Source organism: Thalassovita mangrovi (assembly GCF_009857745.1).
Classification (GTDB): Bacteria; Pseudomonadota; Alphaproteobacteria; order Rhodobacterales; family Rhodobacteraceae; genus Thalassobius; species Thalassobius mangrovi.
In genome coordinates this window covers 788,378-802,763 of the sequence record NZ_WWEN01000002.1, presented here as the reverse complement: position 1 = coordinate 802,763, position 14,386 = coordinate 788,378, and the positions used below count along the sequence as shown (strand labels likewise).

Sequence of the window (14,386 nt, the reverse complement as noted above, 5' to 3'; positions counted from 1 at the left end):
TAAGCGGGGCACTAGCGAAAGGAAATCCCGATGTCCGAAATTTGTGCCTTCTGCGGCGCCGCCGATGCGACGCCCTTTCAGGTCGCCCCGCGCGACGATACCGTGCTGCTTTGCGCCACCTGCGCCGACGGCGTTCAGAACGGCGCCGAGGACGCGCCGCACTGGAAATGCCTGAACGACGCGATCTGGTCGACCGAACCGGCGGTTCAAGTGCTGGCCTGGCGGATGCTGCACAAGATCGACGCGGGCTGGGCGCGCGACCTTCTGGACATCGCCTATCTGGAACCCGAGGTGATGGAATGGGCCGAGGCGGGCCTGTCCACCGAACCCGAAATCATCCACCGCGACAGCAACGGCGCGGTCCTGTCGCAGGGCGACAGCGTTGTCCTGATCAAGGACCTGCCGGTCAAGGGCGCGGGCTTCACCGCCAAGCGCGGCACCGCGGTGCGCAACATTTCCCTGGTGCCCGACAATGAAGGCCAGATCGAAGGCCGGGTCGAAGGCCAGCGGATCGTGATCCTGACCCAGTTCGTGAAAAAGAGCTGATCAAGGCACACATACCGAGAAACGAAAAGCCCGCCGGTCCGGCGGGCTTTCTTTTTGTCAGATCATCAGCTCGATCAGCTGCGGCCCCGGCGTCGCGTTGGCGCGGTTGAGCTGGTCGACGAAGCTTTCCATATCCGAAGCCTGCGTCGCCGGGATGCCGAAGCCCTTGGCGATGGCCTGCCAGTCGGTGGCGGGGCGGTCGAGGTTGAACAGCTCCTGCGCCGCCGGGCCAAGGTTCGCGCCCACAGCGGTCATTTCGCCCTGTAGGATCGCGTAACGGCGGTTCGACAGGATCACGGTGGTGACGTCCAGCCCCTCACGCGCCTGTGTCCACAGCCCCTGCAGAGTGTAAAGCGCCGATCCGTCGGCCTGCAAAGCCACCACACGGCGGCCCGGCGCGGCGACGGCTGCGCCGGTGGCCATCGGGATGCCCAGGCCGATGGAGCCGCCGTTCAGGTGCAGGTAATCATGCGGCTTGGCGGTGGTGAAGGACGGCAGCAAGGCGCGGCCGTAGCTCACGCTTTCATCCACGATGATCGCGTTGTCGGGCAGGTTCTGGTTGATCGCGGCGCCCAGGGATTCGGGGCTGATCGCGCCGGTCAGGCTGCCGTGATCGGGGGCGGAAGGCAGCGGCGCGTCTTCGGTCGCCTTCACCGCGTCGGCAATCGCCTCCAACGCGGCCATGTGATCCTGATCCGGGCGGGTGACCATGTGGCAGGTGCAGCCCTCGGGCATCGGCACGTTGGGTTTGCCCGGATAGGCGAAGAAATTGACCGGTTCGCGCGCGCCGATCTGGATGATCTGTTCCACCCCTTCCAGCGCCTTGATCGACAGGTCGACGTTATAGGGGATGCGTTCAATCGGCACCCGGCCCAGCCCGGCTTGCAGGCGCGGGATCTGCGACAGGGTCATCAGCCGCGCGCCGGTCTTGTGCGCGATGCGTCCGGCGATTTTCAGCGGCGCCTCGCGCAGGGCGCGGTTGGACAGCAGCAGCACGGTTTTCTTGCCGTTCATGAGCATCGCTGCCGCGCGGTCCACCGCCAGCCCGGTCGGGCCGGTGGGCGGCGCGGGGGGCAGATAGGCGGCGATCTGTCCGCCCTCGGTCCAGGCGGTGTCGGAAGGCAGGATCAGGCTGGCGACGCCCGGGGCTTCCATGCTGGCGCGGACGCCTTCCATCGCGTCGGCGGCGGCGCGGGCGGGATCGACCGACCGGCGGGTCCAGACCGACAGGGTGCGCGCCAGCGCCTCGGTATCGGCGGCCAGCGGCGGGTCCATGTGCACGATGGAGGTCGCCTGATCGCCGATCAGGTTCAGCACCGGCGTATTGGCGCGGCGCGCGTTGTGCAGGTTGGCCATGCCGTTGGTCAGGCCCGGGCCGCAATGCATCAGGGTGACGGCGGGCTTGTCCATCATCCGGCCATAGCCGTCGGCGGCGCCGGTCACCACGCCCTCGAACAGGCCCAGCACGCAGCGCATGCCGGGATGGCGGTCAAGGGCGGACACGAAATGCATCTCGCTGGTGCCGGGGTTGGCGAAACAGGTATCGATTCCCGCCGCCAGAAGCGACTGCACAAGGCTTTCTGCGCCGTTCATGAAAAAACTCCCTCTCGTTTCCGGGGGAGTTTGCATGTTTCCGGGCCGGGGCCAAGGGGCAGCGTGGTTTACCTCGCGGGTGGTATTCATCTGTCAGTGGAGCTGAAGCGTGACTGACCTCGGCCCGGGTTTTCGATGTTATTGCGGCCGTTTTCTGGTGCTTTCGATTCGAACCTTCTCAATCCCATTTTTTGAAAAGAGGTCCACCAATTCCACGAAAGCTGCCGTGGACGTTGTGCCAAAGTCGATCTCCATCTGGTCTTCGTGGAAACTGACCGAATGGATGATGTTTGAGGTCGGGCTTCCTTCCTCGCGGCGCTTCCCGTCGAGGTCCATCCACTTGTCGAACCATGCTTCGAAGCCGACAAGGTTATTCTTGGCTGGCTCAAGAGTGATCGAAATGTTGTCCCATGTCGCCTGGCCGATCACGAAGGAGATGGAGCGATAATTGGTTGCGATACCGCCGTCGTACGCCTTGGTCGTCGGCAGGATTTCGACCGCCGCCTGCTTTGCGCCGTTGCGGGCCACCAAGTCTATTACAAACAGCTTTTTATACGTGCCTCCCGACATCTCCACCGCAATTTCGGGGAAGACTGCTTCGTTGAGGTCCAGCTGCTGGTAATAGGCGGCTTCAAATTCCCTGACGTAATTCGACTGAAGCGTCTCTATCAGGGATAGCAGGTCTGACATGTGTGCCTCCGAAATGCGTGGCTGGTGCGAATAGAAAATTGTTTAATAAAAAGAAAGCCCGCCAATTGGCGGGCTTTGCTCAGTCGCGGGTGCCGGCGAAGCGTTGTTGCCAGTCTTCGCGCTGCTCGTCGGTGATCTTGCCGAACAACACGTCGGGCACGGTGAAGCCGTGACCGGCGGACAGGGCGGCCAGCGCCGCGGGCACGTCGTTGGGCCAGCTGTCGTCCTGGGTGTTCATCGCCGCCAGCATCGTCGCCGAGGTGCCCGGGATGAACGGCGCCGACAGCACCGCGTAAAGCCGGATCAGGTTCAGGCCAAGGCGCACCTGCGCGGCGGCCTGTTCGGGGTCTTCCTTGAAGGTGGACCAGGGCGCGGCCGATTGCAGGTATTCGTTGCCCGCCACCCAGATCGCGCGCAGTTCTTGCGCCGCCTTGCGGACTTCCTTGTCCTCCATGAACTGCTCGTAAGCGCGGATCTTGCCGGTCAGGTCGGCGATCAGCGCCTCTTCCTGTGCGCCGTAAACGCCGCCTTCCGGCACCGCTTCGCCGAATTTCGAACGGCAGAACTTGGTGATCCGGCTGACGAAGTTGCCCAGTACGTCGGCCAGGTCCTTGTTCACCGAGGCCTGGAAGTTTTCCCAGGTGAATTCCGCGTCCGAGCTTTCCGGCGCGTGCGACAGCAGCCACCAGCGCCAGTAATCTGCCGGAAGGATTTCCAGCGCCTGATCCATGAACACGCCGCGCCCGCGCGAGGTGCTGAACTGGCCGCCGTCATAGTTCAGGTAGTTGAACGACTTGATGTAATCCACCAGCTTCCACGGCTCGCCCGAGCCGAGGATGGTGGAGGGGAAGCTGAGCGTATGGAACGGCACGTTGTCCTTGCCCATGAACTGGGTATAGGTCACGTCGTCGGCGCCCTTGTCGGTGCGCCACCAGCGTTCCCAGTCGTTGCCCTTGCCGGCATGAACCCATTCCTGCGAACAGGCGATATATTCGATCGGCGCGTCGAACCAGACGTAGAACACCTTGCCTTCCATGCCGGGCCAGTCCTCGTCGCCCTTCTTGACCGGAACGCCCCAGTCCAGATCGCGGGTGATGCCGCGATCCTGCAACCCGTCGCCGTCGTTCAGCCATTTCTTGGCGATCGAGGTGGTCAGCACCGGCCAGTCGGTCTTGGAATCGATCCAGGCTTCCAGCTGATCCTTCATCTTGCTCTGGCACAGGTACAGATGCTTGGTTTCGCGCATTTCCAGATCGGTCGATCCCGAAATGGTCGAATGCGGGTTGATCAGGTCGATCGGGTCCAATTGCTTGGTGCAGTTGTCGCACTGGTCGCCGCGGGCCGATTCAAAACCGCAATTGGGGCAGGTGCCTTCGATATAGCGGTCGGGAAGGAAGCGGCCGTCGGCCTTGGAATACATCTGCTTTTCGGTGACTTCGCGGATCAGCCCGTTCTCGGCCAGCTTGGCGGCGAAATGCTGGGTCAGCTTCTTGTTTTCCTCGCTCGACGAGCGGCCGAAATGATCGAAACTCAGCCCGAATCCTTCGGCGATTTGCGCCTGCACCAGGTGCATCTCGGCGCAGTAATCGGCCACCGGCTGCCCGGCCTTGGCGGCGGCGAGTTCGGCGGGGGTGCCGTGTTCGTCGGTGGCGCAGAGGAACATCACCTCGTTGCCGCGCGCCCGCTGGTAGCGCGCGAACAGATCCGCCGGAAGCTGGCTGCCCACAAGGTTGCCCAGATGCTTGATCCCGTTGATGTAAGGGATCGCCGAGGTGATCAGATGCCGTGCCATTTACCCATGCCCTTGCTGCGTTTCCCGACCCCTTTAGCGCATGGCGAACCCGTGTTCCAGCGCCGCGGTGGGCATTTCCTGACGGGCGGTTCGGCAGGACGTGGGCGGAATTCGTCGGGGGATGCAAATTTTAGATGCACATATTCGAAACTTTTCGGGTAATATTGTCGCATCTGCGAAGATAAACGGGAGGAAACAACAATGAAAAAACTGGTATTGGCGGCCGTGCTGGCCCTCACTCCGATCGCCGCGCTGGCCGGTGCGGCGCACAAGATCGCCGTGCATGTGAACAGCGGCGATCCGGCGGCGCTGAACATGGCGCTGAACAACGTGCAGAACGTGAAGTCCTATTACGACGAACAGGGCGAACAGGTCGAAATCGAGCTTGTCGCCTATGGCCCGGGCCTTGTCATGTTCGTCGAGGGCAAAAGCCCGGTGGCCGACCGCGTCAAGGCGATGTCGCTCGAAAACGAACATCTGAAGTTCTCCGCTTGCGGCAACACCCTGCGCAAGATGAGCCAGAAGCTGGGCAAGGATGTCCCGCTGATGAGCGAAGCTTCGGTGGTGCCCTCGGGCGTGGTGCGGCTGGTCCAGCTGCAGGAGGAAGGCTACTCCTACGTGCGTCCGTAAGCGCGGCGAAACGTTTTGCCCCGTCTGGCCTTTTGCGCCGGGCGGGGTATTTTGCCCCCGAATGCGCGACATGAGGGAGCAGTCACATGCAACAGAAACCGCTGGGCCGCACCGGGCTGACGGTCACCGACCTGTGCCTCGGCACGATGACCTTCGGCACCCAGACCGACATCGCCGACGCCCATGCCCAGATCGACCTGGCGCTGGAGCGCGGGATCGATTTCATCGACACCGCTGAAATGTACCCGGTCAACCCGGTGTCCAAGGAAACCGTGGGCCGGACCGAGGAATATATCGGTAAATGGATCGCGGCCAATCCGGGGCGGCGGGGTGATTTCATCCTGGCCACCAAGCATTCGGGCGAGGGCATGCAGCATGCCCGCGACGGCGCGCCGATCTCTGCGCAGACCATCCCCGAGGCGATCGAGGGATCGCTCAAGCGGCTGAAGACCGATTGCATCGATATCTACCAGTTCCACTGGCCCAATCGCGGCTCCTACATGTTCCGCAGAAACTGGCGCTTCGATGCGTCGGGGCAGAACCGCGCCGACACCATCGCCCATATGGAAGACGCCTTGGAAGCGCTGCAGAAACAGGTCGACAAGGGCAATATCCGCTACTTCGGCCTGTCCAATGAAAGCGCCTGGGGCACCACCATGTGGTGCCAGACCGCCGAACGCACCGGCGGGCCGCGCCCGGTCACCATCCAGAACGAATATTCGCTGCTGTGCCGTCTGTATGACACCGACCTGGCGGAGGTGAACGCGAATGAAGATGTTGGGCTGATCGCCTTTTCGCCGCTGGCGGCGGGGCTTCTGACCGGCAAGTACCAGAACGGCGCGGTGCCTGCGGGATCGCGCATGTCGGTGGTGCCGGAACTGGGCGGGCGCAAGACCGAACGGGTGTTCGACGCGGTCGATGCCTATCTGAAAGTGGCCGCCGAACACGGGATCGATCCGATTCACATGGCGATCGCCTGGGCGCGGCAGCGGCCCTTCATGACCTCGGTTATCTTCGGGGCCTCGTCGCTGGCGCAGCTGGAACATATCCTCGACGGCGACGATGTGGTGCTGAGCGACGCCTTGATGGAAGAACTGGACACGGTGCACAAGCGTCACCCGATGCCCTATTGATCGGATGGGCGGGGGCGTGCGCCCCCGCTGACCCCGGCCTCAGACGTTGAAATGGCCGGGAAACAGCGTTGCCAGATAGGTCCGTACCTGTGCCACGGCGGCCTTGCCGGTGAAGGTCGCCGGGTACATCAGCATATTCAGCCAGAACCCGTCGAACATGGCTTCCATCGTCATTGAAATCCCTTCGGGATCGGGGCCGGTATAAGCGCCCTCCACGATGATCTGGCGGCACAGGCCCGCGCAGATTTCCTGCCGTTCTATATCGAACCGGGATGAATGTTCGCGATAGGATTTGCGGTGCCCGGCCTCGCCGAAAAAGGCGAACCAGACTGCCAGTTTCTTGCGGCTGCAGATGCGCGGGTGGAATTGCGCCTCGACGATCGCCGTCAATTTGTCCGCCGCGCCAAGGTCGTCGCGCTCAATCGCCTTCATCCACAGGTCGCGATGTTCGGCGGCCAGCGTGTTCAGCGTTTCGGTCAGCAGGGCGTCCTTGCTCTTGAAGTGGAAATTGACCAGCCCCAGCGACAGCCCGGCTTCCTTGGTGACGCCGGTCAGGGTGGTGCCGGAAATGCCGTATTTGCTGATACAGGTGATGGTGGCGTCGATCAGCTGCGCCCGTCGCACTTCCGCCGGCGCGGTGCGCGGTTTCTTTTCCTTGTCCGATTTACGGGTGGTTGCGGTCATTTCCGGGAATTTCACTGAATGCTCATTCAATCAATGGATTGATTTGGGGGCCGGGTCAATCGTAGAATTTTGATCAAACACCGATTCCCTGCCCGGAGAAGCCCCATGACCACCGCACTGCCCAGCCACGCCCAGACCGTCATCATCGGCGGCGGATCGATCGGCTGTAACATCGCCTATCACCTGACCAAGCTGGGGATGAGTGATGTCGTCGTGCTGGAGCGCGACAAGCTTACTTCGGGCACCACCTGGCACGCCGCCGGGGAAATCGTGCCGGCGGTCCTGGGCAGCGAATGGGAATGCGAGCTTTACACCTATGGCCGCAACCTGATCGCGGGGCTCGAGGACGAAACGGGGCAGGCCACCGGCTGGCGCGAAGTGGGCTATATCCAGCCCGCCGACACGCCCGAGCGGGTCGAGGAAATGCGCCGCGGCACTGCCTTCATGCGCCGCTTCGGCATCGAGGTGCATGAAATCACCCCGGCCGAGGCCGCCGAACGCTTCCCCATCGGTGACTTTTCCAACACGATCACGGCCTTCTGGTATCCGAAGGAAGGCCGCACCAATCCGGTCGACACCACCATGGCGCTGGCCCGTGGCGCGCGGTCGCGCGGGGCGAAGATCTTCGAAGACACCAGCGTGAGCGAGATCATCACCCGCGATGGCAAGGCTGTGGGCGTGCGTACCGACAAGGGCGACATCATGGCCGAAAACGTGGTGATCGCCGCCGGCATGTGGTCGCGCCAGATCGGCGCCAGGGCCGGGCTGAACCTGCCGCTGCAGGCCGCCGAACACTATTACCTGATCACCGAACCGATGGAGGGCATCAGCCGCGACCTGCCGCTGGTCGAGGATCCGCATAGCTGGGCCTATTACCGCGAGGAAGTCGGCGGGCTGCTGGTGGGGCTGTTCGAACCCGACGCCGCACCGTGGAATATCGATCATATCCCGGAAAACTTCACCTTCGGCGAAATCGATCCCGATTGGGACCGGATGGCGCCGCATCTGGAACGCGCCTTCGAACGGGTGCCGCAGGCGGCCGAGGCTGGCATCCGCAAATTCTTCTGCGGGCCGGAAAGCTTCACCCCCGACCTGGCGCCGCTGGTGGGGCCCGCGCCGGAGCTGGGCAATTGCTGGGTCGCGGCGGGGCTGAATTCGCTGGGCATCCTGAACGGGCCGGGCATCGGCATGGCGCTGGCCCATTGGATCGTCGAGGGGCATTGCCCGGTCGATCACACCGCCTTCAACGTCGAACGCTTTGCCGATGGCAGCCACAACACCCCGGCCTTCCGCCGCGCCCGCACGCCCGAATTGCTGGCGAAAAGCTTCGGCGCGCATTACCCCAACGAAAGCTTCAAGACCGCGCGCGGGCTGAAGCAATCGGCGCTTTACGACCGGCTGAAGGATGCCGGGGCCTATTTCAGCGAAAGCCACGGTTGGGAACTGCCCGACTGGTTCGCGCCGACGCCGGAACAGGCGAAGATCGAGCGTTACAGCTGGGGCCGGCAGAACTGGTTCGACTGGCACGCCGAAGAACACCGCGCCGCGCGCGAGGGTGTGATCATCATGGACATGTCCTCGATGTCGAAATTCCTTGTCCAGGGGCGTGATGCCTGCGCGCTGCTGAGCCGGGTGAGCTGCAACGAGGTGGACGTGGAACCTGGGCGTCTGGTCTATACCGCATGGGTGAACGAGGTCGGCGGGTTCGAGGCCGACCTGACCGTGACCCGGCTGGAGAGGGACAAGTTCATGGTGGTGGTGGGCGAAAATTCCCACGGCCATACCGAAACCTGGATGCGCCGCCATATCGGCGAGGGCGAATTCGTCACCATCACCGACGTGACGCCGGGCATCACCCAGATCAACATCCACGGCCCCAAGGCGCGCGACCTGATGCAGAAGGTTTCCGACGCCGATCTGTCGAACGAAGCCTTCCCCTTCATGACCGGCCGGAACATCGACGTGGGCTTCTTCAACGTCTTCGCGCTGCGTGTCACCTATGTCGGCGAATTGGGCTGGGAATTGCAGGTGCCGGCCCTGTACGCGGTGCAGGTTTACGACCTGCTGATCGAGGCGGGGCAGGAATTCGGCATCCGCAACGCAGGCATGCAGACCCTGTCGTCGCTGCGGCTGGAAAAGGCCTATCGCGATTTCGGCATCGATGTGGACAATACCGACAACCCGATCGAAGCTGGGCTGGGCTTTGCCGTCAAGCTGGACAAGCCCGGCGGCTTCATCGGCCGCGACGCGCTGGCCGAAATCAAGGCGGCGGGCGTGCCGAAGAACCGGATGCTGCAATTCCTGCTGCAGGACCCGGAGCCGCTGATGTATGGCAACGAGCTGATCTATCTGAACGGCCAGGAGGTCGGCCATATCCAGGTCGGCGCCTATGGCCATACGCTGGGCGGCGCGGTCGGCATCGGCTTTGCCGAGTGGGACGAGCCACTGAAGGCCGAGATCGTCAATAGCGGCGATTGGGAAATCGGCGTGGCGGGCAAGCGGGTGAAGGCGATAGCCTCGCTCAAGCCGCTGTTCGATCCGGCGATGGAAAGGATCCGCTGCTGATCGGGTCAACGCAATGATGCGAACGCCCTGCCTTTCCCAAGGCGGGGCGTTTTTCTTACAGCTTCGCTGCCAGTTCCGCCTGCGCCTGTTTCAGCAGCTCGCCGATCTGTTCGAACACGGCGGCGCGCGACGAGGTCTTGCGCCAGACCAGCACCACCTCGCGCGGGCAGGCGTCGGGCAGCGGGGTCAGCTTGACCTGCTGGGCGCCCACCACCCCCGCCGCCACCGCCAGGTTCGGCAACAGGGTAATGCCCAATCCTTCGCTGACCATCGAAATCAGCGTGGTCAGGCTGGTCGCGGCGAAGCTTTCATCCTGTTCCAGCGTGCGATCGGGATAGGCCCTGAGCGCGTGGCGCTGCAGGCAATGGCCCTTTTCCAGCAGCATCAGCTTGCCGGTTTCCAGCGGTTCCGGATCGAGGTTTTCCGGCGGCGCAGCCAGCTGATAGCCGTCGTCGAACAGCTCCATCCGGTGCAGGTTGCCGATGTCGAAGGGCAGGGCGATCAGCGCCAGGTCCAGCCGCCCGCTATTGACCCCGTCCAGCAGGCTTTCGGTCAGTTCCTCGCGCAGGAACAGCCGCAGCGCCGGGAATTGCCGCCGGATCAGCGGCAGCGCGCGCGGCAGCAGGAACGGGCCGACGGTGGGGATCGTGCCCAGCCGCAGATCGCCCTGGTCGGGGCGCAGATGGGCGGCGGCCAATTCCTCGATCTCCTTGGCGCCGACCAGCAACCGGCGGCCCCTCTCGGCGATCTCGGCGCCGATTTCGGTCATCATCACGCTGCGGCGGGTGCGTTCGACCAATTGCACGCCCAGCCGGTCCTCCATTTCCTTCAGTGCGGCGCTGAGCGTGGGCTGGGTGACGTGGCACATTTCGGCGGCGCGGGAAAAGTTCAGCTCATCGGCGACGGCGACGAGGAAGCGGAGATGGCGCAGAGTTATCATTGGTAAATCCTATAACTGAAGTTTGTTTAATCAATTTCACCAATGAATTTCAATCCCCTATCTATGGATCATCGAAACGCACAGACAAGGAAAACAACAATGACCGACACCACCCAAGCACAGATGCCCCGGCTCAACGAACAGGCTCCGGCTTTCAACGCCCCCACCACTCACGGCCAGAAAACGCTGGAAGATTACCGCGGCAAATGGCTGGTCCTGTTCTCGCACCCGGCCGACTTCACCCCGGTCTGCACCACCGAATTCATCGCCTTCGCCAAGAAGCAGGATGACTTCGCCGCGATGAACACCGAACTGCTCGGCCTGTCGATCGACAGCCACTACAGCCACATCGCCTGGATGCTGAACATCAAGGAAAAATTCGGCGTCGAGATCAAGTTCCCGATCATCGCCGACCTGAACATGAAAGTGGCCCAGTCCTATGGCATGATCCAGCCGGGCGCATCGGATACCGCCGCCGTCCGCGCGACCTTCATCATCGATCCCGAGGGCGTGCTGCGCGCGATGGTCTACTACCCGATGAACGCGGGCCGGTCGGTCGACGAAATCCACCGCCTGCTGGTGGCGCTGCAGACCGCGGATGAAAATTCCTGCGCGATGCCGGAAAACTGGAAGCCGGGCCAGCCGGTGATCGTGCCGACGCCGAAAACCCCGGAAGAAGCCGAAGCCCGCGCTTCGGAAGGTTATGAAACGGTCGATTGGTACTTCTCGACCCGCATGCTGTGATCGGATCGGCCCGGTGCAAACCGGGCCATCCCCCCTTTGATGCTGAAACCGGCTTGGTAAGACCAAGGCCGCAAATTTCGAAACAGGAGGCCCCGAAATGACCAATCCTATCGTCAAATCCTTTTGGGATCAGCCCACCGGCAGCTGGCAATACGTGTTTCACGATCCCGACACGATGAAGGGCGCCATCGTCGACCCGGTGATGGATTTCGACCCGCTGGCCGGCGCCACCAACATGTCGAACGCGCAGATCATCCTGGATTACGTCCGCGACGCCGGGATCGAGGTGGTCTGGATCCTCGACACCCATCCCCATGCCGATCATTTCTCGGCCGCGCCCTGGCTGTCGCAGCAACTGGGCGCGCCCACCGCGATCGGGGATCAGGTGGTCAAGGTGCAGGACCTGTGGAAGGGCATCTATAACCTGCCCGGCGCCTTCCCCACCGATGGCAGCCAGTGGGACAAGCTGTTCGCGGATGGCGAAGACTTCATGGTCGGCAACGTGCCGGTGAAGGTGATGTTCTCGCCCGGCCACACGATGGCGTCGATCACCTATGTCGCGGGCGACGCGGCCTTCGTGCATGACACGCTGATGATGCCCGACAGCGGGTCGAGTCGCGCCGATTTCCCTGGTGGCAGTTCCAAGGCGCTTTACGACAGCATCCAGGCGATCCTGGCGCTGCCCGACGACACCCGCGTTTTCGTCGGCCACGACTATGCCCCGGGCGGGCGCGAAGCGCTATGCGAGGCGACCGTGGCGGACCACAAGGCGGCCAATATCCACTTCCGCGACGCGCCGGACGAAGCGGCCTATCGCGCGGTGCGCGATGCCCGCGACGCCACCCTGCCGCTGCCCAAGCTGATGCTGGCGGCGCTGCAGGTGAATATCCGCGGCGGCCGCCTGCCCGAGGCGGAAGATAACGGCCGGTCCTATCTGAAGCTGCCGCTCAACTACTTCTCCTCCCGTTGATGCGGTTCGGGCGCGCGCAGGCTTTGACTTGCGCGCGCCCATTTTTGCGTGTGGCGCGGTGAGTTGTGCCACCGGGGCTGGCGTGGCCGGTCGAAATCGGTCATGACGGACCCATGATCTGGGTCCTCATCTCCATCGCCGCCGCAGCCTTTCAGACTTTGCGCTTCATGCTGCAGAAATTCCTCAGCATGGGGGTGCTGTCCGCCGGCGGCGCGACGCTGGCGCGGTTCCTGTTTTCCGCGCCTTTCGTTATGGCGCTGGCCCTGGGCTACATGGGCTGGCGCGGTACCGGATTGCCCGACCTGGGGCCGCTGTTCCCGGCCTATGCGCTGACCGGCGCTTTGACGCAGATCCTGGCGACCTGGTGCGTGGTGGCCTTGTTCGCGCAGCGCAATTTCGCCGTCGGTATCACCTTCAAGAAAACCGAGGTGGTGCAGACCGCGCTGGTGGGGTTCGTGGTGCTGGGCGACCGGGTGTCGTTTCAGGGCCTGATGGCGATCCTGCTGGGGCTGGTGGGGGTTGTGGTGCTGTCCAAACCGCCCGAGGCGGAAGGCGGCTGGACCCGCCGCATCCTGAACAAGGGCGCCGGTCTGGGCCTTTTGTCGGGGGCGTTCTTCGCCGTCTCGGCGGTGGGCTATCGCGGCGCGACTTTGCAGGTCGGCAGCGACGACCCGCTGATGCGGGCGCTGGTGTCGCTGGCCTTCGTCACCACCTCGCAGGCGATCGCGCTCAGCCTCTGGCTGATGTGGCGCGAACCGGGGCAGCTGACCAAGGTGGTGGGCTCCTGGCGTACTTCGGTCTGGATGGGGCTGGCGAGCCTGGGCGGCAGCCTGGGCTGGTTCACAGCCTTCACGCTGCAGAACGCCGCCTACGTCTTTGCCGTCGGCCAGGTCGAGGTGATCTTTTCCATCGCCGCTTCGGTGTTCTTCTTCCGCGAAAAGCTGTCCCGGCGCGAAGGCGCCGGGATCGCGCTGATCAGTGCGAGCGTCCTGTCATTGGTCCTTTTCCTTTAAGGCGCAGGAACAGGTTTTCTTCCTCGTTGTTCTTGAAGAAGGGCACGCTGGCGGGAGGCGTCATGTCATGGGCGCGCGCGGCGACCTCGGCCAGAACCACCTCGGTGATGAAGGGCAGGTCGAATTCGCGCACCTCGGGCAGCGGAATCCATTGCAGATGAGAAAGCTCGTCGCAGGCGGCGCTGAAATCGTCCAGGTCGCTGGCGATCTCATCGGCGTCGATCAGGAAGAACCGCGCGTCGAAGCGGCGCGGGCGGCCCGGCGGGGTGATGGCGCGGAACACGAATTGCAGCGGATGCGCCGAGGGCAGGTGCCCGGTGGCGGCAAAGCTGGCCCAGTCGGCGGGCGGGGGCATGTCCCATGCGCCCTTCTGGCCCAGCACCAGGCCGGTTTCTTCCCACAATTCGCGGATCGCGGCAACGGCCAGCGCATGGCTCATGTCCCGTTCGCTGTCTTCCAGCAGCCGTTCGCGGCACACCTGCGGCAAGTGCGTGGCCAGCGGCACATCTGCATCCTCGGCATCGACCGCGCCGCCGGGAAAGACGAACTTGTTGGGCATGAACGCGGCCTTCGACCCGCGCTGCCCCATCAGGACATGCGGATTGGTCGTGCGGTTGCGCAGAACGATCACCGTAGCGGCGTCGCGAATGGCGGTCTTGTCGATTGTCATTTGTCCTCCCCTGGCGGGGGATCAGCCGGATTTCGAGAACCCGTGCATCTGCCGGGCCCATTGGAACCCGATCAGCGCCCCCTTCAGCCTTGGCAGAAGGTAAAGCGACAAACCGACCGTGCCAATAGAGAAGATCGCGATCAGCACCAGCGGCTCGGGGCGGAACATCTCAAACACGACCAGCAGCAGCGGCGCCATCAGGTGGCCGACGATCAGGATGGTCAGGTAGGCCGGCCCGTCATCGGCGCGGTGATGGTGCAGTTCCTCGCGGCAGACCGGGCAATGGTCGCGCACCTTCAGATAGCCCTTGAGCATCGGCCCGCTGCCGCAGCTCGGGCATTTGCCGCGCCAGCCGCGCAGCAGGGCGGGCAGGGTTTCGCGTTCCTGAACAGCCAGCGTTTGATCAGCCATGGTTT

Annotated in this window: 14 protein-coding genes; 7 read left to right on the top strand and 7 right to left on the bottom strand. The window is 63.5% G+C overall.

Annotation, left to right across the window (positions count from 1 at the left end; genetic code table 11):
* Window positions 1-30 precede the first annotated feature (30 nt).
* On the top strand, window positions 31-546 hold the full coding sequence (locus GR167_RS05655) for an alkylphosphonate utilization protein (RefSeq protein WP_160972451.1): 516 nt from the start codon (window positions 31-33) through the stop codon (window positions 544-546).
* 57 nt (window positions 547-603) lie between these two features.
* Here the strand turns inward: GR167_RS05655 and GR167_RS05650 are convergent, their stop codons facing one another.
* The 3 genes from GR167_RS05650 to metG form a co-directional block, all read right to left on the bottom strand.
* Complete coding sequence (locus GR167_RS05650; protein ID WP_160972450.1) at window positions 604-2,139, bottom strand: acetolactate synthase large subunit; 1,536 nt, start codon at window positions 2,137-2,139, stop codon at window positions 604-606.
* 138 nt (window positions 2,140-2,277) lie between these two features.
* A complete protein-coding gene (locus GR167_RS05645) occupies window positions 2,278-2,829 on the bottom strand; it encodes a hypothetical protein (RefSeq protein WP_160972449.1) in 552 nt (183 codons plus the stop codon).
* Window positions 2,830-2,908: 79 nt separating this feature from the next.
* Window positions 2,909-4,621, bottom strand: coding sequence for a methionine--tRNA ligase (gene metG / locus GR167_RS05640; RefSeq protein WP_160972448.1), 1,713 nt, complete (start codon window positions 4,619-4,621; stop codon window positions 2,909-2,911).
* Window positions 4,622-4,822: 201 nt separating this feature from the next.
* On the opposite strand from metG, the gene GR167_RS05635 reads away from it, so the two are divergent.
* A complete protein-coding gene (locus GR167_RS05635) occupies window positions 4,823-5,251 on the top strand; it encodes a DsrE family protein (RefSeq protein ID WP_160972447.1) in 429 nt (142 codons plus the stop codon).
* Window positions 5,252-5,337: 86 nt separating this feature from the next.
* Window positions 5,338-6,384, top strand: coding sequence for an aldo/keto reductase (locus GR167_RS05630; RefSeq protein WP_160972446.1), 1,047 nt, complete (start codon window positions 5,338-5,340; stop codon window positions 6,382-6,384).
* A gap of 39 nt (window positions 6,385-6,423) precedes the next feature.
* Here the strand turns inward: GR167_RS05630 and GR167_RS05625 are convergent, their stop codons facing one another.
* A complete protein-coding gene (locus GR167_RS05625) occupies window positions 6,424-7,068 on the bottom strand; it encodes a TetR/AcrR family transcriptional regulator (protein ID WP_160972445.1) in 645 nt (214 codons plus the stop codon).
* Window positions 7,069-7,173: 105 nt separating this feature from the next.
* Here GR167_RS05625 and GR167_RS05620 point away from each other — a divergent pair, with 105 nt between their 5' ends.
* Window positions 7,174-9,633, top strand: coding sequence for a GcvT family protein (locus GR167_RS05620; RefSeq protein WP_160972444.1), 2,460 nt, complete (start codon window positions 7,174-7,176; stop codon window positions 9,631-9,633).
* Between the two features lie 55 nt (window positions 9,634-9,688).
* On the opposite strand, the gene GR167_RS05615 is transcribed toward GR167_RS05620, so the two are convergent.
* Window positions 9,689-10,573: a hydrogen peroxide-inducible genes activator gene (locus tag GR167_RS05615; RefSeq protein WP_160972443.1), complete on the bottom strand. Its 885-nt coding sequence runs from the start codon at window positions 10,571-10,573 to the stop codon at window positions 9,689-9,691.
* Window positions 10,574-10,672: 99 nt separating this feature from the next.
* On the opposite strand from GR167_RS05615, the gene GR167_RS05610 reads away from it, so the two are divergent.
* From GR167_RS05610 to GR167_RS05600, 3 genes are all read left to right on the top strand, one after another.
* Window positions 10,673-11,317, top strand: coding sequence for a peroxiredoxin (locus GR167_RS05610; RefSeq protein ID WP_160972442.1), 645 nt, complete (start codon window positions 10,673-10,675; stop codon window positions 11,315-11,317).
* Between the two features lie 97 nt (window positions 11,318-11,414).
* A complete protein-coding gene (locus GR167_RS05605; protein WP_160972441.1) occupies window positions 11,415-12,287 on the top strand; it encodes an MBL fold metallo-hydrolase in 873 nt (290 codons plus the stop codon).
* Between the two features lie 113 nt (window positions 12,288-12,400).
* Complete coding sequence (locus GR167_RS05600) at window positions 12,401-13,300, top strand: DMT family transporter (RefSeq protein ID WP_160972440.1); 900 nt, start codon at window positions 12,401-12,403, stop codon at window positions 13,298-13,300.
* Here GR167_RS05600 and GR167_RS05595 read toward each other — a convergent pair.
* The gene (locus GR167_RS05595; RefSeq protein WP_160972439.1) at window positions 13,263-13,970 is read right to left on the bottom strand and encodes an NUDIX hydrolase; all 708 of its coding nucleotides are present in this window, start codon (window positions 13,968-13,970) and stop codon (window positions 13,263-13,265) included. The genes GR167_RS05600 and GR167_RS05595 overlap by 38 nt on opposite strands.
* A 21-nt stretch (window positions 13,971-13,991) precedes the next feature.
* Window positions 13,992-14,381 carry a DUF983 domain-containing protein gene (locus GR167_RS05590; RefSeq protein ID WP_160972438.1) on the bottom strand — a complete coding sequence of 130 codons (390 nt, stop codon included), beginning with the start codon at window positions 14,379-14,381 and terminating at the stop codon, window positions 13,992-13,994.
* Between the last annotated feature and the right edge of the window lie 5 nt (window positions 14,382-14,386).